Origin of the sequence: Ideonella sp. (assembly GCF_044358605.1) — a bacterium.
Lineage (GTDB): Bacteria > Pseudomonadota > Gammaproteobacteria > Burkholderiales > Burkholderiaceae_C > Ideonella.
On record NZ_JBIKNQ010000004.1, the window covers coordinates 88,613 to 106,466 of the forward strand.

Annotated in this window: 14 protein-coding genes and 1 pseudogene; 6 read left to right on the plus strand and 9 right to left on the minus strand. The window is 65.2% G+C overall.

What is annotated here, in order from left to right:
- Positions 1-40: 40 nt before the first annotated feature.
- From miaA to mutL, 4 genes are all read right to left on the minus strand, one after another.
- Complete coding sequence (gene miaA / locus ACIQ3Q_RS02670; RefSeq protein WP_396267419.1) at positions 41-1,009, minus strand: tRNA (adenosine(37)-N6)-dimethylallyltransferase MiaA; 969 nt, start codon at positions 1,007-1,009, stop codon at positions 41-43.
- Positions 1,006-2,247 carry a Bcr/CflA family efflux MFS transporter gene (locus tag ACIQ3Q_RS02675; RefSeq protein WP_396267420.1) on the minus strand — a complete coding sequence of 414 codons (1,242 nt, stop codon included), beginning with the start codon at positions 2,245-2,247 and terminating at the stop codon, positions 1,006-1,008. The genes miaA and ACIQ3Q_RS02675 overlap by 4 nt, the downstream gene beginning before the upstream one ends.
- Positions 2,234-3,871 carry a pseudouridine synthase gene (locus tag ACIQ3Q_RS02680; RefSeq protein WP_396267421.1) on the minus strand — a complete coding sequence of 546 codons (1,638 nt, stop codon included), beginning with the start codon at positions 3,869-3,871 and terminating at the stop codon, positions 2,234-2,236. The genes ACIQ3Q_RS02675 and ACIQ3Q_RS02680 overlap by 14 nt, the downstream gene beginning before the upstream one ends.
- 64 nt (positions 3,872-3,935) lie before the next feature.
- A complete protein-coding gene (gene mutL, locus ACIQ3Q_RS02685; RefSeq protein WP_396267422.1) occupies positions 3,936-5,888 on the minus strand; it encodes a DNA mismatch repair endonuclease MutL in 1,953 nt (650 codons plus the stop codon).
- Between the two features lie 62 nt (positions 5,889-5,950).
- Between mutL and ACIQ3Q_RS02690 the strand changes: the two genes are divergently transcribed.
- Positions 5,951-6,601 carry a DedA family protein gene (locus tag ACIQ3Q_RS02690; RefSeq protein WP_396267423.1) on the plus strand — a complete coding sequence of 217 codons (651 nt, stop codon included), beginning with the start codon at positions 5,951-5,953 and terminating at the stop codon, positions 6,599-6,601.
- Positions 6,602-6,850: 249 nt separating this feature from the next.
- Positions 6,851-7,423 carry a GNAT family N-acetyltransferase gene (locus tag ACIQ3Q_RS02695; protein ID WP_396267424.1) on the plus strand — a complete coding sequence of 191 codons (573 nt, stop codon included), beginning with the start codon at positions 6,851-6,853 and terminating at the stop codon, positions 7,421-7,423.
- 423 nt (positions 7,424-7,846) lie between these two features.
- Here the strand turns inward: ACIQ3Q_RS02695 and ACIQ3Q_RS02700 are convergent, their stop codons facing one another.
- Positions 7,847-9,193, minus strand: coding sequence for a hypothetical protein (locus tag ACIQ3Q_RS02700; protein ID WP_396267425.1), 1,347 nt, complete (start codon positions 9,191-9,193; stop codon positions 7,847-7,849).
- A gap of 114 nt (positions 9,194-9,307) precedes the next feature.
- Here ACIQ3Q_RS02700 and pabB point away from each other — a divergent pair, with 114 nt between their 5' ends.
- A complete protein-coding gene (gene pabB, locus ACIQ3Q_RS02705) occupies positions 9,308-11,215 on the plus strand; it encodes an aminodeoxychorismate synthase component I (protein ID WP_396267426.1) in 1,908 nt (635 codons plus the stop codon).
- Here the strand turns inward: pabB and ACIQ3Q_RS02710 are convergent.
- Both ACIQ3Q_RS02710 and tsaE read right to left on the minus strand, forming a co-directional pair.
- Positions 11,170-12,543 carry an N-acetylmuramoyl-L-alanine amidase gene (locus ACIQ3Q_RS02710; RefSeq protein WP_396267427.1) on the minus strand — a complete coding sequence of 458 codons (1,374 nt, stop codon included), beginning with the start codon at positions 12,541-12,543 and terminating at the stop codon, positions 11,170-11,172. The genes pabB and ACIQ3Q_RS02710 overlap by 46 nt on opposite strands.
- Positions 12,540-13,028, minus strand: a complete 489-nt coding sequence (gene tsaE, locus ACIQ3Q_RS02715) for a tRNA (adenosine(37)-N6)-threonylcarbamoyltransferase complex ATPase subunit type 1 TsaE (protein ID WP_396267428.1) — start codon at positions 13,026-13,028, stop codon at positions 12,540-12,542. The genes ACIQ3Q_RS02710 and tsaE overlap by 4 nt, the downstream gene beginning before the upstream one ends.
- Here tsaE and queG point away from each other — a divergent pair.
- Complete coding sequence (gene queG / locus ACIQ3Q_RS02720; RefSeq protein ID WP_396267429.1) at positions 13,020-14,120, plus strand: tRNA epoxyqueuosine(34) reductase QueG; 1,101 nt, start codon at positions 13,020-13,022, stop codon at positions 14,118-14,120. The genes tsaE and queG overlap by 9 nt on opposite strands.
- Here the strand turns inward: queG and ACIQ3Q_RS02725 are convergent.
- Positions 14,117-15,019, minus strand: a pseudogene (locus ACIQ3Q_RS02725) (AEC family transporter). The gene queG and the pseudogene ACIQ3Q_RS02725 sit on opposite strands and share 4 nt — an antisense overlap.
- Positions 15,020-15,075: 56 nt before the next feature.
- On the opposite strand from ACIQ3Q_RS02725, the gene xerD reads away from it, so the two are divergent.
- Positions 15,076-16,014, plus strand: coding sequence for a site-specific tyrosine recombinase XerD (gene xerD / locus ACIQ3Q_RS02730; RefSeq protein ID WP_396267430.1), 939 nt, complete (start codon positions 15,076-15,078; stop codon positions 16,012-16,014).
- A gap of 72 nt (positions 16,015-16,086) precedes the next feature.
- On the opposite strand, the gene ACIQ3Q_RS02735 is transcribed toward xerD, so the two are convergent.
- The gene (locus tag ACIQ3Q_RS02735; protein WP_396267431.1) at positions 16,087-17,019 is read right to left on the minus strand and encodes a porin; all 933 of its coding nucleotides are present in this window, start codon (positions 17,017-17,019) and stop codon (positions 16,087-16,089) included.
- Between the two features lie 210 nt (positions 17,020-17,229).
- Between ACIQ3Q_RS02735 and ACIQ3Q_RS02740 the strand changes: the two genes are divergently transcribed.
- Positions 17,230-17,829, plus strand: coding sequence for a MarC family protein (locus tag ACIQ3Q_RS02740; RefSeq protein WP_396267432.1), 600 nt, complete (start codon positions 17,230-17,232; stop codon positions 17,827-17,829).
- Positions 17,830-17,854: the final 25 nt, after the last annotated feature.

A 17,854-nucleotide genomic window follows, 5' to 3' on the forward strand; every position in this document is an offset into this window, starting at 1 on the left:
GCACTGTAGGCAGTGCCCCAGGCTCAGGCCTTGAGCAAGGTCAAGTGCCGCTGCGCCAACGCGCGCATTGAGCCAAGACTTGGGCCACCAGTTGGCTGCCGGCCTCTGGGCTTTCGGCGGCCAAGGCGCTGCGCTGCATGCTGCGCAACCAAGTGAGTTGGCGTTTGCCCAATTGCCGCGTGGCGGCGCAGCCGGTTTCGATCACCTGGGCCTTCAAGGCCTCGCCGCTGAGCCCTGCGTCCAAAGCCTCCCAGGCTTGGCGATAGCCCACGCAGCGCATGGATGGCAGGTTCAAGTGCAGGTCCCCGCGGGCCCGCAGCGCTTGCACCTCGCTCAAAAAATTGGCTGCCCACATCTGCTCAAAGCGCTGATGGATGCGGCCATGCAGCCAAGCGCGCTCGGTGGGTTCCAGCGACAGCAAGAGATGCGGAGCCGTGACGGCGGGCTCGCCTTGCCCCCGTGTATGAAATGACGAGAGTGGCTGGCCGGACACCCGCCAGACCTCCAGCGCGCGCTGAATGCGTTGCGAGTCCATGGGGGCCAAGCGGGCGGCAGTCACCGGGTCGACCTGCGCCAACTGCGCGTGCATGGCGTGCCAGCCTATGCGTGCGGCTTCGGCGTCAAGCTCGGCGCGGACCGAGGCGTTGGCAGCAGGCAGCGCGTCGATGCCATCGATCAAGGCCTTGAAGTACAGCATGGTGCCACCCACCAACACCGGCCAGCGGCCCCGGGCATGAATGGCGGCGATCAGCGCTTGGGCGTCTTGCACAAAGCGGGCGGCCGAGTAGGACTCTGTCGGGTCCAAGATGTCGATCAGGTGATGAGACACCAGCGCCTGTTCGGCTGCTGTGGGCTTGGCGGTGCCGATGTCCATGCCGCGATAGACCAGGGCCGAGTCGACGCTGATGATCTCGATGGGCAGGACTTGGGCCAAGCGCAGCGCCAAGGCGGTTTTGCCGCTGGCGGTGGGCCCGGCCAAGCCGATCCAGGGCGCAAGGGTGTCACTCATGGGGCTGGAGCGCCGGGCAGTCGGCCAAAACGCTGCACCACCGTCCAGGCCGTCAGGCTGGTTAGCAGCGCAAAAAAGCACAGGCCGCTGGCCAAGACCAGCACGCTGCCGTCCATGGCTTTGCCCAGCCACAGGCCTGTCAAGAAGGCCATGGCCGCCAGCACAAAGCCCGACAGCGCCGAGGCCACACCCGCCATCTGCGGAAACGCCCCCACCGCCGCCGTTTGGCTGCAGGGCTGGTGAATGCCGTGGCCAAACAGATAGACCCAATGCGCGACTACGATAGGCAGCACCGCTTTTTGGCCACCCAAGGCTAAGGCCAACATGCCCAAGCCCCCCGCAGCAGTGGCAAAGGCACCGCGCCACACCGTGCCCAGCAGCCCGTGCCGCAGCAGCAAGCGGCGGCAGGCAAAGGTGCCTGCGATATAGCTCAGCGAGCCTGCGGCCATGACTGCGCCATAGGCCCAGGGCGCCAGCCCCAGGGTGCCGATATAGACGAAGGAGCTGCCGGCCAAGAGCACAAACAAACCACCGTAGGTAAAGCTAGACAGCGCCGTCCACGCCCGAAAGCCGGTGTGTGCGGAGACTGTGCGCATGGCCGCCAGCCAGGGCCCCAAGCGCAAGGCGTCGGGGCGCTTCACCGCCAAGGTTTCCGGCAGGCGCCACCACACCCACAAGCCGGTGGCGATGCCCGCCAGCGTCACCGCCGTCAGCGCCGCACGCCAACCTTGGCCAGCGGCCAACACACCGCCCAAGGCTGGCGATGCAAAAGCAATCAGCCCCAGCCCACTCAAGCCGCGCGACATGACTTGCGCACCCTGGTGCGGTTCATACAGGTCGCGCACCATGGCCCGCGCGCACACCACAGCGGCGGCCAAGCCCGCGCCCTGCAGCGCACGCAGGGCGATCAGGGTGGTGATGCTGGGCGCCAGCACACAGCCCAGGCTGGCCAGGCTGTAGAGGAACAAACCACCCAGCAAGACCGGCCTGCGCCCAAAGCGGTCTGAGAGCGGCCCCATGATGAGTTGGGCCATGCCAAAGCTCAACAGCAGCGCCGACATGGTGAGCTGCACCGACGCCATGGGCGCGGCCAAGTCGCGCGCCAGCAGGGGCAGGGCGGGCAGGTACAGGTCTGTCGTGATGGGCTGCAAGCCCAGCAACAAGGCCAGCGCCAGGGCCACCTGGTGAGCACCCAGGCCGCAGCTGGGTGCTGCCAGTGCTGGGTTAGAAGCGCTCATCGTCACGCAGATAGCGCCACTGGCCGGCAGGCAACTTGCCCAGCACCACACTGCCAATGCGCACGCGCTTCAGGCCCACCACCTTCAGGCCCACCAGCTCGCACATGCGGCGGATCTGGCGCTTGCGGCCTTCGCGCAGCACAAAGCGCAGTTGGTCCTCATTGGCCCAGCTCACCCGGGCGGGGCGCAGCTGCACGCCGTCCAGCTCCAAGCCGTGGTTCAGCAACGCCATGTCGGCCTCGGGGAAGGCGCCTTCGCGCTGGTACTCCACCCGCACGAGGTACTCTTTTTCGACGTTACTGTCTTCGCCAATCAGGTGCTTGGCAATGCGACCGTCTTGGGTCAGCACCAACAGGCCGGTGGAGTCAATGTCCAGCCGCCCCGCCGGGGCCAGCCCGCGCGCATGGCCGGGGTGGAAGGGCTTGCGAATGGGGTCTTCCTCCCAGCGGTTAGCAGCCGTCACCAGCACGCTGGCGGGCTCATAGCCGTCTTCAGCTTGGCCGGAGACATAACCGATGGGCTTGTTGATCAAGATCGTCACGCGCTGGGCTTGCTGCTGATGCGCGGCAGGGTCAATGTCGATGCGGGCGGTGGGCAGCACGCGCTGACCCAACTCGGCCATCACGCCGTCGACCTTGACCCACCCAGCGGCAATCCAGTCGTCGGCCTCGCGGCGCGACGACACGCCACGGTCAGCCAGCACCTTGGACAGGCGCACGCCTTCAGGGTTGGGCGCAGCTCGGCCCTGGGGGCCTTCTGTAGAGCGTGGAATGCGCACGGGCGGGCGGCTGTCATCGCGGCGGAAGGCAGCTTCGCGGTCGCCCTGGGGTGGCGCGACGCGTCGGCGGTCGTCTTGCCGGTCGTCCCGGAAGGCCGGCCCCGGGCGCTCGCTGCGCTGCGGTGGCTGCTGGCCCCAGGGCTCTTGACGGTGGTCGGGGCGCTGCTCTGGGCGGCGCTCGCCTTGATAGGGGCCGTCCGGACGCCGATCTGGCCGCGCACCGGGCGGGCCGTCAAAGCGCTGCGGGCCGCGCTGGTCATTGAAGGGGCGGCGGTCGTCGCGGCGAGGCTCATCACGGCGCGGGCCATAGCCACCTTGGGGGCGATCAAAGGAACGCTCGCGTTGCGGCGGGCGGTCGAACGAGCGTGCGCGGTCATCGGGTCGGTCGAATGAGCGCGCTCTGTCGTCTGGGCGGTCGAAGGAACGCGCCCGGTCATCTGGGCGCTGGGGTGGCCGCTCGCTCCAGGCGCGCTGAGGGGGCCGGTCGTCATAAGGGCGGCGGGCATCGCCCGGGCCACGTTGAGGTGGGCGGTCGCCATAGCCGCGTTGGGGCGGGCGATCTGCCGAGTGGCGCTGCTGAGGACGGTCGCTGCCACGAGGCGCACCGTAGGGGCCGTCCCGCTCGGGGCGACGGTCGCCGCGGTCTCCCCTGTCGCCACGGTCGTACGGGCGATCTGCGGGGCGATCATCGCGGCGGCCATAAGGCGCGCCCGTGGGTTCGCGGTGGCTGACCGGAATGTTGGCAAAAGGCGCGTCGGCGGCCTGCTCGGTCTTGGGGGCGTCGCTGTCGCCCTCTTTGCGCACCGGGCGGCGGGGGGTTCTTTGGATGTCGCGGTCAGATCGCATGGCGAACCCGTCTCTTCATGAAAAAAGGAAAAGCCCCCCGTCAAGGGGAGGCACAAGAGGCGCGTCAGCGGCCTCGCAAAAACAAGTTGTCCAGCTCTTTCATGGACAACTGGCGCCACGTGGGGCGCCCATGATTGCACTGATCGGCCCTTTCGGTGGCCTCCATCTGGCGCAACAAGGCGTTCATTTCTTCCAGCGTCAAGCGCCGGTTGGCACGCACGGCGCCATGGCAGGCCATGGTGGCGAGCATATCGTCTCGGGCGCGCGTCACCAAACGCCCGGCCTGGGCGGCGTCCACCTCGTTCATGTCATGCAGCACGGCACGCGCCAACTCCACAGGGTCGGCGTCGGGCAGGGCGGCAGGGCGGGCGCGCACTGCCAAGCTGGTGGGGCCGAGCGGCGAGATGTCCAAGCCCAGGGCGTGGAGTTCCTCATGGCGGGTCTCGACCAAGGCCACCTCGGTGGGCGTGGCGGCAAAGGTGGCGGGGATGAGCAGTGGCTGCGAGGCCAAGGCGGCGTTGTTGGCCGCCGCCTTCAGGCGCTCATAAACAATGCGCTCGTGGGCGGCGTGCATGTCCACAATCACCAGGCCCTGGGCGTTTTGCGCCAGCACATACACACCGTGGAGTTGGCCCAAAGCGCGGCCCAGCGGCCAGTCCTCGGTGGCAGCGGTATCGGCAGCCGCAGGCCAGGGCAGCGCTGCGTCCGCGCCGCTGGGGCGAGGGTCCAGCGGGTTGCCTTGCCAGCCGGGTGTGGCCTCGCGCGCCATCAAGGGGCTCGCCGGGGCAGGCGCCATCAGCGGGGCCATGTCGGCCAAGCTCAGGCGCGATTGCTGGGCGGTGAAGGGCAGGCCTTGGGGCCGCGCCCATGCGGCGCTGCTGGGCTCGGCGTTGAAGGATGAGCCGCCGCGGGCACTCGCCCCAAACTGTGAGGGCTGAGTCTCCAAAGCGGGTGCTGCGCTGGACGCTGCTGGCGCAAGCTGCGCCCCCGCCGTGGTGGACAAAGCGGCGTCCACCGCCCGGCGCACTGCCTGATAGACCTCGCCTGACTCTCTAAAGCGCACTTCGATTTTGGTGGGGTGCACGTTCACATCGACGCGGGTCGGGTCGATGTCGATGAACAGCACATACGTGGGCTGGCGCTGGCCGTGCAGCACATCTTCATAGGCGCTGCGCAGCGCGTGGGTGATGAGCTTGTCGCGCACATAGCGGCCGTTGACATAGGCGTATTGCTGGTCAGACCGGTTGCGCGCGGCTTCGGGCAGGCCGATACGGCCTTGCACGCGCATAGGGCCCACTGGCACATCGACCGCGCGGCTTTTGTCCACAAACTCTGGGCCCAGCACATCGGCCATGCGTTGTTCATGGGTGGCTTTGCGCCACTGGGCGATGAGCTTGCCGTCATGCCACAGCGCAAAGCTCACATCGGGCCGGGCCAGGGCGTGGCGCTTCAGGGCTTCGAGGGCATGGGCCAGCTCGGTGGCGTCGCTCTTCAAAAACTTGCGGCGAGCCGGTGTGCTGAAAAACAGCTCCCGCACCTCAATGCTGGTGCCCGAGGCGCGGGCGGCAGGGGCCAGCTCGCCGCTGCGGGCCTCTAGGCGCTGGGCATGCGGTGCATCGGGCGTGCGGCTGGTGATGGCCATGTCTGACACCGAGGCAATGGCGGCCAGCGCCTCGCCCCGAAAGCCCATGGTCATCACACCTTCCAGCTCCGCCAGCGAGCCGATCTTGCTGGTGGCATGGCGTTTGAGCGCCAGCGGGATCTCTTCGGCCGGAATGCCACAGCCATCGTCTTCAATCACGATGGCGCGCACGCCACCCGCGCTCAGGCGCACGGTGACTTGGCTGGCCCCGGCATCCAGTGCGTTGTCCACCAGCTCCCGCACCACCGAGGCGGGCCGCTCCACCACCTCACCCGCCGCAATTTGGCTGACCAACTCGTCAGGCAGTTCGCGGATGGGGCGGCGCTGGGCAGCGTTGGCCGGTGCAGGGGTGTCCAGAGACTCGGTGACATTCATGCCCCGATTGTAGAGAGCGGCCCTTCAGCGCCCGCTCAGAGGGGCTTGCCATAATGCCCCGCATGGACTTTCTTCCCCTTCTGATCGACTTTGTCCTGCATGTGGACAAGCATCTTGCGGCCTTTGTGGCCACCTACGGCGCATGGGTTTATGCCTTGCTGTTCTTGATCATCTTCGTCGAGACCGGCGTGGTGGTCATGCCCTTCTTGCCGGGCGACTCACTGCTCTTTGTGGTGGGCGCCATGTGCGGCACCGGCGTGATGGCGCTGGAGATTGCCATGCCGCTGCTGCTGATCGCCGCGATCGCGGGCAATCAAACCAATTACGCCATAGGCCGCTACTTTGGCCCCAAAGTGTTCCAGTGGGAGAACTCGCGCTTCTTCAACAAAAAGGCCTTTGACCAAGCCCATGCCTTTTACGAGAAGCACGGTGGTGTGACCATCGTCATCGCCCGCTTCATGCCTTTTGTGCGCACCTTCGCGCCCTTTGTGGCGGGCGTCGCCGCCATGACCCGCACCAAGTTCACCTTCTATGACGTGACCGGCGGCGCGCTGTGGGTCTGCGGCTTGACGACCGCAGGCTATCTGTTTGGCAACATCCCCTGGGTGCAGGCCAACCTGTCCAAAATCATCTGGGCGATGATCGTCATCCCAGGTCTGTTGGTGATTTTTGGCAGCTTGCGGGCCAAGATGAAGGGGCGTGAGGCGGCCTGAGAGCGCCTTGGTCGTCGTGTTTGCGTGAGATAGCATCAAGCCCATGAAAATGCGTCACTGGTTCTCAGGGGCGGCTCTACTCGGAGCGCTCGTCCTAGCCTTTTTCGGGCTTTTCGGAGGCGCGGCAGTGTTATTCGGACTGTCGTCACTCATAGAGCTCGTCGCCGCCATGGTGAACGACAAGAACACCAACGTGTAGAGCCAAGCAGAGCAGCGGTGGACGTGGCGACACTTTGAGACCCGACCGAGATGACCGTTCTCACTACTTCACGTCTTCGCCTTGAGCCATTTGCGGACCACCATCTTGAGGGCCTTCACGAGATGAATGCTCGGCCAGAGGTGATGCGCTACATCTCCGGCCAGCCAGAGACACGGGAGCAGACCCTGGCCTACATAGCGCGGGTCAAACGCTGCTGGGCCGCATGGGGAACCAGTTGGTGGGCCTTGATCCTCCTGGAGAGCGACCGCGTGGCTGGCGCAGGGTGCATTCAATACCTTCGGCGCGAGGCAGCCATTCCCGAAGACCTCAACACTTTGCGCAACAACCCCTTAGAGATCGGCTGGCGCCTGCACCCGGACTTTTGGCACCAAGGCCTGGCCAGCGAAGCGGCCACGCGCATGACGGCCTTTGCCTTCGAGAACTTGGCCGCTGCCGAGCTGTTGGCGGTGCGCCACCCAGACAACCTGCCGTCTGGCGCGGTGATGGACAAGCTGGGCATGCGCTATCGAGGCTTGGAGACCTGGTACGGCCGGGAGTTGGCGACGCATGTGCTGTCCAGAGAAGAGTGGATTCGGGCTGGGACGCTGGGGAGCCAAGCTTGAACAGTAGAGTCGTCAATGGAGTGATGGCGCTGCTCGTTATTGCAGCGGTTGGCTTTATCGCGTACCCATACTGGCGGTCTCTTTGGCTTCAAGACCGATGCCTCGACGCTGGTGGTCGTTGGCATGACGCCGTGCAGAGTTGTCAGTTGTCTGAGTGTGCAGGGAGCGGTAGTTGCAGGCCGAGCTATAACAACACAATCATTTGTGAAGCGATGCAACCAGGGATGGAGCGAACCGATCTTTTGGTTCAACTCGGGCAGCCTATTGCCGAGACCCGCCTGGAACTCTCTTTTGAGGCCAGCCCTGGTGAGAGAGGCCCCATTGTTATAAAGCTGGATGACAAGGGCCGTAGCACAGATCTGTATTGCAGAGGCAAGCGGGGGTGAGTGGCGACTAGAGCCACTCCCAAGGGATAGTCGCTGGCTAGCGCGCTCTCGCTGCTACACGTGCTTCCATTGGTGCTGCCCGGTACTCCGGCACCAGCTTGCACTCTCCTCCAAACCTTGGCTGCACAGCCTTGCAGCGCTTCAGCAGGCCCTTAGGCGTGGGCTTCTCGCCGCGGTCTATCCAGGCCAGCAAGGCGTCCATGGCGGCGGGGTATTCGGCGTCGTGCAAATAGCTGTGTTCGGCGCTGTCAGAGTAGGTTTGCACCAGCCACTGCGCATTGCCGGCTTGGCGCATGGTGTCGGCAAAGACGCTGTCCATTTCCACAAAGGCGGTGGCGTCGTGAATGCCGCGCAGGCTTAAGACGGGTTTGCTGATCTTGCCTTGGGGGTCGGTGTCGGCCGCCAAAGTGGCCACTGCCTGTGGGTCGGCGGCATAGCGGGCCGCTTTGGCGTTCAGAGCGTCTTGGCCGGTGGCCGCGGTATAGACCACGCCGATGTTGCCAAAGGGGTTCTTGCCGCCGGTGCGCTTTTGCACGATGTCCTGAAAGTGCCAGGTCGCCCAGTTCAGGTGGCCGATGAGGCTGCGCTCGGGGATGCGGGCTTGGCGGGTCAGGGTGTCCAAGGCTTGTTGCTGGGCCGGCGTGCGCTGGGCGGCTGGCAGGTTGACGCCAGTGCAGTCGTTCACGCGCTGGGCCAGGTCGGCCCGGGTGAGCTTGCTGTCGGGCGGCAAGCCCATCCAAACGGGATATGGGGCTTCATCGGGCTTGGGGTGGGTGCCGCAGACGGCTTGGTAGACCACCCGCAAGTCCAGCCGAAAGTCATAAGAGCGGGTGCCCCCAGCCAGCACGCCGCTGGTCAGCAGCACGCCGTCCATGCTGTTCGGATACATCTCTGCGCCGATGGCCGCCACGCTGGCGCCCCAGCTTTGGCCGTGCAGCACGGTGCGGCGCGGTGTGGCCACTTCTTTGTTGAACAGCAGGCGCAGGCGTTCGGTGTCTTGCGCGGCGGCGCGCACCTCCACGCCACCTTGGCGGAAGGTGGAGCCCGCCCAAGCGTGGCCCGCCTTGACCATGATGGACCAGCGCTGCAAGTCCGCGGCGCTGCGCTCGGCACGGGGCTGGCCCAGCTCTGGCCCGCCGTGGGCGTGCATCACCAGCACGCCTGTCCATTGGGCCGGCATGGCGATCCACCAGAAGGCGCCAGCCTCGTCTTTGCCGCTCAGGCATTGGGTGCCTTCGGGCAAGCCGGTGGGGCAGATGGCGCGGGCGCGGTGGGCGCTCAGGTCGGGTGTGGGGGGCGCGGCAGGTGGCGTGGTGGTGGCGCAGCCGCCCAGACCCGCTACCAGGGCGACGAGCCCCCAGCTTCTTCGATGGAATGACTGCATGTTCAACACCTTTCGCTCAACGCGTCTGTAAAAAGCCTTGCGGGATCGTAGACCCCAGGCGCTGCCCGACAATCAGCGATTGCCCTTGAGAGGGCGTCGAGGACTGAGTTTGCTTTGAACAGAGTCGATTCCGAGGTTTGGGCCTTGCTGGACGACAGTGCCGAGGGCCGCGGCCGCCTCTACACCGCGTTTGTGCGTGAGCACCGTTGCGCGCAGCCGCAAGACTTGGACGCCGTGTGGCAGCAGGTGGCGGCGGGCCAACTCGGCGGGCTTCATGCCGTGCTGCTGGCCGACTATGAGTGGGGCGTGGCCCTGCAGAGGGGCAGCCGACCAAGCCCGCTGGACGATGGGCGCGCACCTGCGCTGCGGGTGCTGATGTTTGCTGAGGCGCAAACCTTGGATGAGGCCGCCACGGCCGCTTGGCTGCAGGCCCAAGACAGCGGCCTTGCTGCACCCAGCCCCGCCGGGACCTTGGGCTTGAGCGCCCGCATGGACGAAGCAGCCTATGTGCAGGCCGTGGCTGACGTGCAGGAGGCGATTCGCCAAGGCATCAGCTACCAAGTTAACTTGACGTATCGGGTGGAGGGCGCGCTGCACGGCTCGCCCATCGCGCTTTACCGCCGCCTGCGCGCGCGCCAGCCTGTGGCCTATGGGGCGCTGATCCTGTTGCCCGAAGGCGGCGAGGTGTTGTCGCTCTCGCCCGAGCTGTTCTTGCGCCACCAGCAAGGCCTGCTGACGGCCAAGCCCATGAAGGGCACGGCCGCGCGGCATCTCGATCCCCTCGCCGATGCCAAAGCGGCAGCGGCCTTGCAGCAAGACCCCAAGAACCGGGCCGAAAACCTGATGATCGTGGACCTGCTGCGCAATGACATGGGCCGCATCGCCCAAACGGGCAGCGTGCGGGTGCCCGCGCTCTTCACCATTGAGCCCTATGCCACGGTCTATCAAATGACCTCCACGGTGCAGGCCGCGCCCAGGCCGGACGTGAACGTCCCCGACGTGTTGCGGGCAACCTTTCCGTGTGGCTCCATCACCGGTGCGCCCAAGCACCAAACCATGGCCCTGATCGAGCAATTGGAAACCACCCCACGTGGCCTTTACTGCGGTGCCATCGGCTGGGTGGCGCCGCCCTCTGCCGGGCAGGCCTTGGGCGACTTTTGCCTCTCTGTGGCCATCCGCACCCTGGAGGTCGGGCCGCTGCACGCCGCCACCGGCACGCGGCCTTTGCGCCTGGGTTTGGGGGCGGGCATTGTGCTCGACAGCGTGGGGGCCGAAGAATGGCAAGAGTGCCAACACAAGGCACGCTTTTTGACCGATGTGGACCCGGGCTTTGAGTTGTTTGAAACCCTGAGGGTAGAGGGCTTGCCGCATCAGCCCCATGCGCCGCTACGTGCAGCACATGTGGCCCGGCTGGCGCGCAGCGCGCAGGCGCTGGGCTTTGCGTGCGACGAGAGCCAGGTTACAGCGGCGCTGGACCAGGCTTTGGGTGAATTGGCGCAGCAGTCCTCCACCATCACCACCCCCGCAGCCCGCTTGCGCTTGAGCCTGAACCGGCGCGGCGCCGTCGCCATGCAGGTGGAGCCTCTGCCCGATCTGGCCGCAGGCCCCGTACTCTTGGGCCTCAGCCCCCTTTGCTTGCCCAACGCCCAGCCCTTGGCCCCCTACAAGACCACGCTGCGCCAGCACTACGACGCCGCCGTGCGCGCAGCAAGCGCCCAAGGCCAGTTTGATCAGCTCTTCGTGACAGAGGGCGGGTGGCTCACCGAAGGCGGGCGAAGCAGCGTGTTTGTCAAGCTGGCGGGCCAGTGGTGCACGCCCCTGGTCGCCGACGGCGCGCTCCCTGGCGTGGCCCGCGCCCAGGTCTTAGCGAATGGCTTAGACGGGCAGCCCGTGCTGGAGCGCCGTATTTGGGCAGGCGAGCTAGAACACGCCCAAGACTGGCGCGTGTGCAATGCGTTGCGGGGCGTGTTGCCCGCTCAGCTGGTGCGGTTGCGCGACAGCGGCGGGTTCTTGGCGAAGTAGCGCTCTAGGCCGGTGAAGATGGCCTCGACCAAGCGCTCTTGGTACTCGGGGTCGCGCAGGCGCTGCTCTTCGGTGGGGTTGGAGATAAAGGCGGTCTCTACCAAGATGGAGGGGATGTCCGGAGCCTTGAGCACGGCAAAGCCGGCTTGCTCGACATCGCGTTTGTGCAGGCGGCCGACCTTGCCAATATTGCGCAGCACTTCAGTGCCGACCTTGAGGCTGTCCTTGATCTGCGCGGCGGTGCTCATGTCCAGCAAGGCCTTGAGCACCTGCTCATCTTTGACGTTGACGTTGACGCCGCCCACCATGTCGGCGGCGTTTTCTCTCTTGGCCATCCAGCGGGCGGCGGCAGAGGACGCCCCACCTTGGCTCAGTGCAAACACGCTGGCGCCACGCGCATCAGGCGTGAAAAAGGCGTCTGCATGGATGGAGATGAAGAGGTCGGCCTGCACCCGCCGCGCTTTGCTGACGCGCTCATGGAGGGGCACGAAGAAGTCGGCGTCTCGCGTCATCACAGCACGCATACCCGGCTTCTTGTTGATACGGTCGCGCAGTTGTCGCGCGACTTGCAATACCACGTCCTTTTCCTTGAGCCCGGTGGGGCCGATGGCGCCTGGGTCTTCACCGCCGTGACCGGGGTCTAGGGCGACGATGATCAGGCGGTTGATGCGGTCTTTCAGTTCACGGGAGGGCGGCGGCGGTGGGGCCGGGGTTTGCAAGGGGGGCGAGGGTGGCGCGGCGCTGGCACCACCCGGCCCTGGGGCGGGCACTGTGGCTGTGGGCTTGGGCGGTGTCACCTGCAGCGGCTTATCCACCCGGCCAATCAGCTCACCCAAAGCGTCTTGTACCGATTGCGCAGCTTCTCGTTCAGCCTGAGCCTTCTCGGCCACCAGGGCCACCATGGGGTCGGTGGCTTGGGTGGGGTAGAGGTCAAACACCAAGCGGTGCTGATAAGCGGCGACGGGCATCAGCGTGAACTGCTCAGGCCGCACACTTTGCTTCAGGTCGAAGACCAGGCGCACCACGCGGGGTTGGTTCTGGCCCACGCGCACCCCGGCGATGAAGGGGTCGTCCGGCCGCACCTTGCCCACCAGCTCGCGCAGGGCGGGGCTGAGCTCGAGGTTCTCGATGTCGATGACCAAGCGCTCGGGGTTCTGGGCCATCAAATGCTGGGCGGCCAGCGGGCGATCGGATTCAATCGTCACCCGGGTGTAGTCGGCCGCAGGCCAGACGCGCACCGCCACGATGGATGCTCCAAAGGCCAGCTCGGCTGTGCCTAGGCTCAGCACCAAAAAAGGAACTTGCTGCAGGGCTTGGCGGCGCTTCATTGCAGCAGCTCCTGGCCACGGGGTGTCAGGGCTTGCAGCGTCACGGTGCGGCTGTCATCGGCTTCGATCTGCAAGCCGATGCGCAAATCGGGTGTCGGCAGGCGGCCGGCGACCTTCTCGGCCCACTCACAGAGCTTGAGGCCGGGGGCAGCGAAGACCTCCCGAAAGCCTGCGTCTTCCCATTCCTCAGGGCGCTCAAAGCGATAAAAGTCGAAATGAGACACCGCCAGCGGGGGCAGGCTCGGTCGCTCAACCTCGTACAGTTCCACCACGGCGTAAGTGGGGCTCTTGATGCGGCCTTGCACGCCCAGGGCGCGCAGGAGGTGGCGCACCAACGTGGTTTTGCCTGCACCCAGCGTGCCTTCTAGTTCCACCGTGGCGTCCGCCAGGGCCGCATGCCGGGCTAAAGAGGCGGCAAAAGCCTCGCAGGATGATTCATCCGGCCAGTGTTGCGTGCGGGTTTCTAGAATCGGCGTATGAGTCAAGGAAGCAGCGAAGGCAAGGTGGAACAAGCAGAGGCGCTGTTGGCATGGCTGCGTGAGAGCGCGCGCTCGCTGGGATTCTCCCAGATTGGCGTGGCCGATGTGGACTTGGGCCATGCAGAACCTGGGTTACTGGCTTGGCTGGAGGCGGGGTTTCATGGGCAGATGCACTATATGCAGGCGCATGGGCTCAAGCGCGCACGCCCGGCTGAGCTGGTGCCCGGCACGCTGCGGGTGATCACCGCGCGCATGGACTATCTGCCACGCGGCATGCCTGAAGGCTGGCAGGCGGTGGAGTGGCAGCGCTTGGCGCAACCCAAGCAAGCCGCAGTGTCCGTCTATGCCCGAGGGCGGGACTATCACAAGGTGCTGAGAGGCCGACTGCAAAAGCTGGCCGAGCAATTGGCCCAGAAGCTGGGGCCGCTGGGCCACCGCGCCTTTACAGACTCTGCCCCCGTGCTGGAGGTGGAACTGGCCCAGCGCAGCGGCTTGGGCTGGCGCGGCAAGCACACGCTCACGCTCGCGCGTGAGGCCGGCTCCATGTTCTTTCTAGGGGAGATTTTTGTGGATGTGCCGCTGCCGCTGACCGCGCCCGTCAGCGCCCATTGCGGCCAGTGTGAGGCCTGCATCAGCGCGTGCCCAACAGGCGCCATCGTGGCGCCTTATCGCCTGGATGCGCGGCGCTGTATTTCTTACCTGACGATTGAGCATGAGGGGCCGATTCCGGTGGAGATGCGGCGCTTGATGGGCAACCGCATTTACGGCTGTGACGATTGCCAGCTCATCTGCCCTTGGAACAAATATGCCCAGCGGGCCAGCTTGCCGGATTTTGATGCGCGCCCCGCGCTGCAGGCGCCGACCTTGGCGCAACTGTGGCAATGGGACGAAGCCACCTTTTTGCGCCACACCGAAGGCAGTGCCATCCGCCGCATTGGCCATGAGCGCTGGCAACGCAACCTGGCCGTGGCCATGGGCAATGCGCTGGCGCTGGCCGACGACCCGGGCTTGCGAAGCGCTCTCGCAAGGTCCTTGCCCCAGGCCAGCCCACTCCTGGACGAGCACATCACTTGGGCGCTGGCACAAACAGCGGATTAACGCAGGGCTTCAAGCGCCCAAAGCGCAGTGGGCAGGCCCACCATGGCCAGCAAGGTGGAGAGGCTGACCAGGCCCGCGACATAGCTACCTTGGCCGCCCATGCGGGTGGCCAGCACATAGGCGCTAGAGGCTGTGGGCAGGGCCGCAAAGGCCACCACCACGGTCTGTTGGCCTGGGGGCAGGTCGGCCATCTAGACCAAGGCCAGGGCCACCGCAGGCAAGATGAAATGGCGGATGCTCAGCAGGCTGGCGGCCAAGCGCGGTGCCTCACGCAGCGCCCCCATGCGCAGGCCCGCGCCCACGGCCATCAGGCCCAAAGGCAGGGCGGCCGCACCCATGCGAGATAGGGTGACCTGCATGACCTCCGGCACGGGCACGCCGCTGAGGTTGGTGACCAGACCCGCCACCGTGCCAATGATGAGCGGGTTGCGCAGCAGCTCGCGCCCCAAAGAGTGGCCGCCCTGGCGGGCCAGAGGCCAAACAGCGGCCACATTGCAGATGGGCACGCACAGCGCAATCAGCAGCGCCATCCAGGCCACAGACTGCGCACCGCCCAGGCGCTCAGCCAAGGCCAGGGCCACATAGGAATTGAAGCGAAACGCCGTTTGCGCCCCAGACGCGTGGGTGATGGCGCTGACGCCCGGCCAGTGCGCCAAGCTGTAGGCGATGGCAATGCCGCTGGCCACCACGGCCAAGCCGCAACCCGCCAGCATCAGCATGGCGCCGGGCTGAATGGGCTGGCGCACGATGGCCACAAACAGCAGGGCCGGGAACAAAAGGTAATAGACCAAGCGCTCCACGCCGTCCCACACCGGGCGATCCAAAGGGGTGTAGCGGCAGATCAAGAAGCCTGCTGCAATCAGCAAGAAATCGGGCAACAGCAGCAGGGCGTGGCTCATGTTGGCAGTGTGCCAGCCCGAGGGTGTGTGGTGGCTGTGTAGACTGCGTACACGCCATGAGTCAAAACGCCCCCTCCGCCATCGACAGCACTGCGGCTGCCCTTTCGCCTGACGGCCTGATCGACACCTTCATGGACGCCTTGTGGTTGGAGGATGGCCTCGCCGCCAACACCTTGGCCGCCTATAGGCGCGACTTGAGCTTGCTGTCGCAGTGGCTGCGGGCACAAGGGCTGGCAAAAACCTTGGCGCAAGTGTCTGAGACGGACCTGCGAGCCTATCTGCTGGCCCGCCATGCCAGCAGCAAGCCCACCACGGCCAACCGGCGCTTGGCAGTGTTCCGGCGCTTTTACCGCTGGGCCTTGAGGGAAGCGTTGGTCAGCAGCGACCCCACGCTTAAGCTCACGGGGGCGCGCCAGCCCTTGCGGATTCCGAAGACCTTGAGTGAGGCGCAGGTGGACGCCTTGATGCAGGCTCCGGACGTGACCACTCCTTTGGGTTTGCGGGACCGCACCATGCTGGAGCTGATGTACGCCAGCGGCCTGCGCGTCAGCGAGCTGGTCGGCTTGGCGACCATTCGTGTAGCCCTGGCCGAGGGCGTGGTGCATGCCCACGGCAAGGGCGCGAAAGAGAGGCTGGTGCCCTTTGGCGAGCAAGCGCGGGACTGGCTTCAGCGCTATCTCGCAGAAGCTCGCAACGAGATCCTGGGCGGGCAGCAAAGCCCCGCTTTGTTCGTGACCGCAAGGGGGGGGCCGATGACGCGGCAAATGTTCTGGACCTTGGTCAAACGCCATGCCTTGGCCGCCGGCATCACCCAGGCCTTGTCCCCGCACACCTTGCGGCATGCATTCGCCACCCATTTGCTGAACCACGGGGCAGATCTGCGCGCCGTGCAGATGCTGCTTGGGCACGCGGACATTTCGACCACCACCATCTACACCCATGTGGCGCGGGAGCGCCTCAAGACCTTGCACGCCCAGCATCACCCTCGAGGCTGAGACGGTGAGCGGGCGAAAAAAAACTGGCCCGAAGGCCAGTTTTGCGGTGTGCAAGCGGCCTAGCCGCTGCGATCAGAAGTTGTGGCGAACGCCGAAGGCCACCGAGGTGAAGTTGCCGTTAGAGTAAATGTGCAACTTGTCGTCGTCACCCACGCGGGTGTAGAACGCATAAACCTTGGTGCGCTTGCTCAGGTTTTGGTTCACGCCCAAGGTGATCTGGTGAGCGCTAGAGCTAGGCAGGCCCTTGATGTCACCAGAAGCGCCGATGTTGGCGTGCAACTCGGTGGCACCCATGGTGTACTGCGCGGCCAGGCGGTAGTTGTTGCGAGCGCCGCCCATGACGTTGTCACGCTGGTAGTAGCCACCAAACACGACGGGGCCCATTTCATACAGGGCGCGTACAGCGACTTGCTTCTCATCGCCCAGCTTGCTGAAGCCAGCCCCGAGATGCAGTTTGCCCATGTCGTAGTTTGCAGCTAGGTCAAGACCTCGGTCACCGCTGATGTTGGCTTCTTGAATCGCCACTTCACCGACGAAACCGCCCATGGTGGGGGTGCGATAGGCCACTTTGCGGGCACCGTTGAAGCCGTTGGCGTCGGTGTAAAGCGCATCGGCCGAGTTGCCAGTGTCGTGGTTATGCATGCTGACGTAGTCAGCGGTGGCGAAATAGGCTTCGCTGGTGAAGGTGCCCAAGCGGATCATGCCGAAAGAGCCGCTGAGGTTGACCTCAGCTTGGCGGCCCCAGAAGGTGCTGGAGGCAGCGCCATTGGCAGGGTTGAAACCATGCTCAAGCTGGAACCCGGCCTTGAGGCCACCGCCGAGGTCTTCCACGCCCTTGAAGCCAATGCGCGACGAGTTGTTCACCAGGTCGGAGCGGGTCGTGCCGCCGTCGTTGATGCGCTCCAGGGTCACATTGAGGCGACCGTAGATGTTGACACTGCTTTGGGCAAACGCGGGCGCAGCCATGGCAGAAGCCAGCGCCGCGAGGGTAATGAGCTTGTACATGTGATTCCTCCTGAGGATGAGATTCCGCTAGCGCAAGTCGGGACGAAAGTTCTTGTTGAGAAGCTCTCAAAAATGCAGCGCTAACAACGCAGTTTAGGTCTGGCAAGCAACAAAGTTGGCAGAAATGATATTCCTGCAGGCCTTAGTGTGTCGAGATGTTGCCATGTTGCAACGAGGAGTGCATCCCTAAGGTGGCTGACAATGCGGGGGATGGACCACACCTTTGTTTCCGCACTTGTTCTGCTGTTGTTGGTGCTCGACCCCTTTGGCAGTCTTCCCATCTTCATTGCTGTGATGCGTGGCGTCGCGCCTGAGCGACGAACGATCGTGGCGATTCGAGAGGTGAGCATTGCCTTTGGGGTGCTGCTCGCCTTCATGTTCGCCGGGCAGAGCTTTTTGAACCTGATGCACTTGTCCGAGCGATCGCTAGAGGTGGCCGGCGGGGTCATCCTGCTCATCATCGCCATCCGCATGATTTTTGCGACAGGCGGGGAGATTTATGCCAGCGACGGCGACCGCGAACCCTTAATCTTCCCGTTGGCGGTTCCCCTGCTGGCCGGGCCCTCGGCCATGGCGACGGTGCTGCTGCTGGCCTCGCGCCAACCTGAGCGCATCACGCATTGGGTGGCGGCCCTGACCTTGGCCATGGTCATCAGCGGCATTTTGTTGCTGCTGGCGGACCGCATTCGTAAGCTGCTGGGCACACCCATGGTCTCGGCCATTGAGAAGCTGATGGGGCTGGTGCTGACCGCGATTGCGGTGGAGATGATCTTGGCAGGTCTCAAGCGCTACTTCTTTGACCCGCTCTGAAGGAAACCACAGATCCCAAAGAAAA

Excerpts from the sequence above, each read along its gene's own strand:
- miaA (WP_396267419.1), bottom strand. The coding sequence starts at position 1,009 with ATGAGTGACACCCTTGCGCCCTGGATCGGCTTGGCCGGGCCCACCGCC.
- ACIQ3Q_RS02675 (WP_396267420.1), bottom strand. The coding sequence starts at position 2,247 with ATGAGCGCTTCTAACCCAGCACTGGCAGCACCCAGCTGCGGCCTGGGT.
- ACIQ3Q_RS02680 (WP_396267421.1), bottom strand. The coding sequence starts at position 3,871 with ATGCGATCTGACCGCGACATCCAAAGAACCCCCCGCCGCCCGGTGCGC.
- mutL (WP_396267422.1), bottom strand. The coding sequence starts at position 5,888 with ATGAATGTCACCGAGTCTCTGGACACCCCTGCACCGGCCAACGCTGCC.
- ACIQ3Q_RS02690 (WP_396267423.1), top strand. The coding sequence starts at position 5,951 with ATGGACTTTCTTCCCCTTCTGATCGACTTTGTCCTGCATGTGGACAAG.
- ACIQ3Q_RS02695 (WP_396267424.1), top strand. The coding sequence starts at position 6,851 with ATGACCGTTCTCACTACTTCACGTCTTCGCCTTGAGCCATTTGCGGAC.
- ACIQ3Q_RS02700 (WP_396267425.1), bottom strand. The coding sequence starts at position 9,193 with ATGCAGTCATTCCATCGAAGAAGCTGGGGGCTCGTCGCCCTGGTAGCG.
- ACIQ3Q_RS02710 (WP_396267427.1), bottom strand. The coding sequence starts at position 12,543 with ATGAAGCGCCGCCAAGCCCTGCAGCAAGTTCCTTTTTTGGTGCTGAGC.
- queG (WP_396267429.1), top strand. The coding sequence starts at position 13,020 with ATGAGTCAAGGAAGCAGCGAAGGCAAGGTGGAACAAGCAGAGGCGCTG.
- xerD (WP_396267430.1), top strand. The coding sequence starts at position 15,076 with ATGAGTCAAAACGCCCCCTCCGCCATCGACAGCACTGCGGCTGCCCTT.
- ACIQ3Q_RS02735 (WP_396267431.1), bottom strand. The coding sequence starts at position 17,019 with ATGTACAAGCTCATTACCCTCGCGGCGCTGGCTTCTGCCATGGCTGCG.
- ACIQ3Q_RS02740 (WP_396267432.1), top strand. The coding sequence starts at position 17,230 with ATGGACCACACCTTTGTTTCCGCACTTGTTCTGCTGTTGTTGGTGCTC.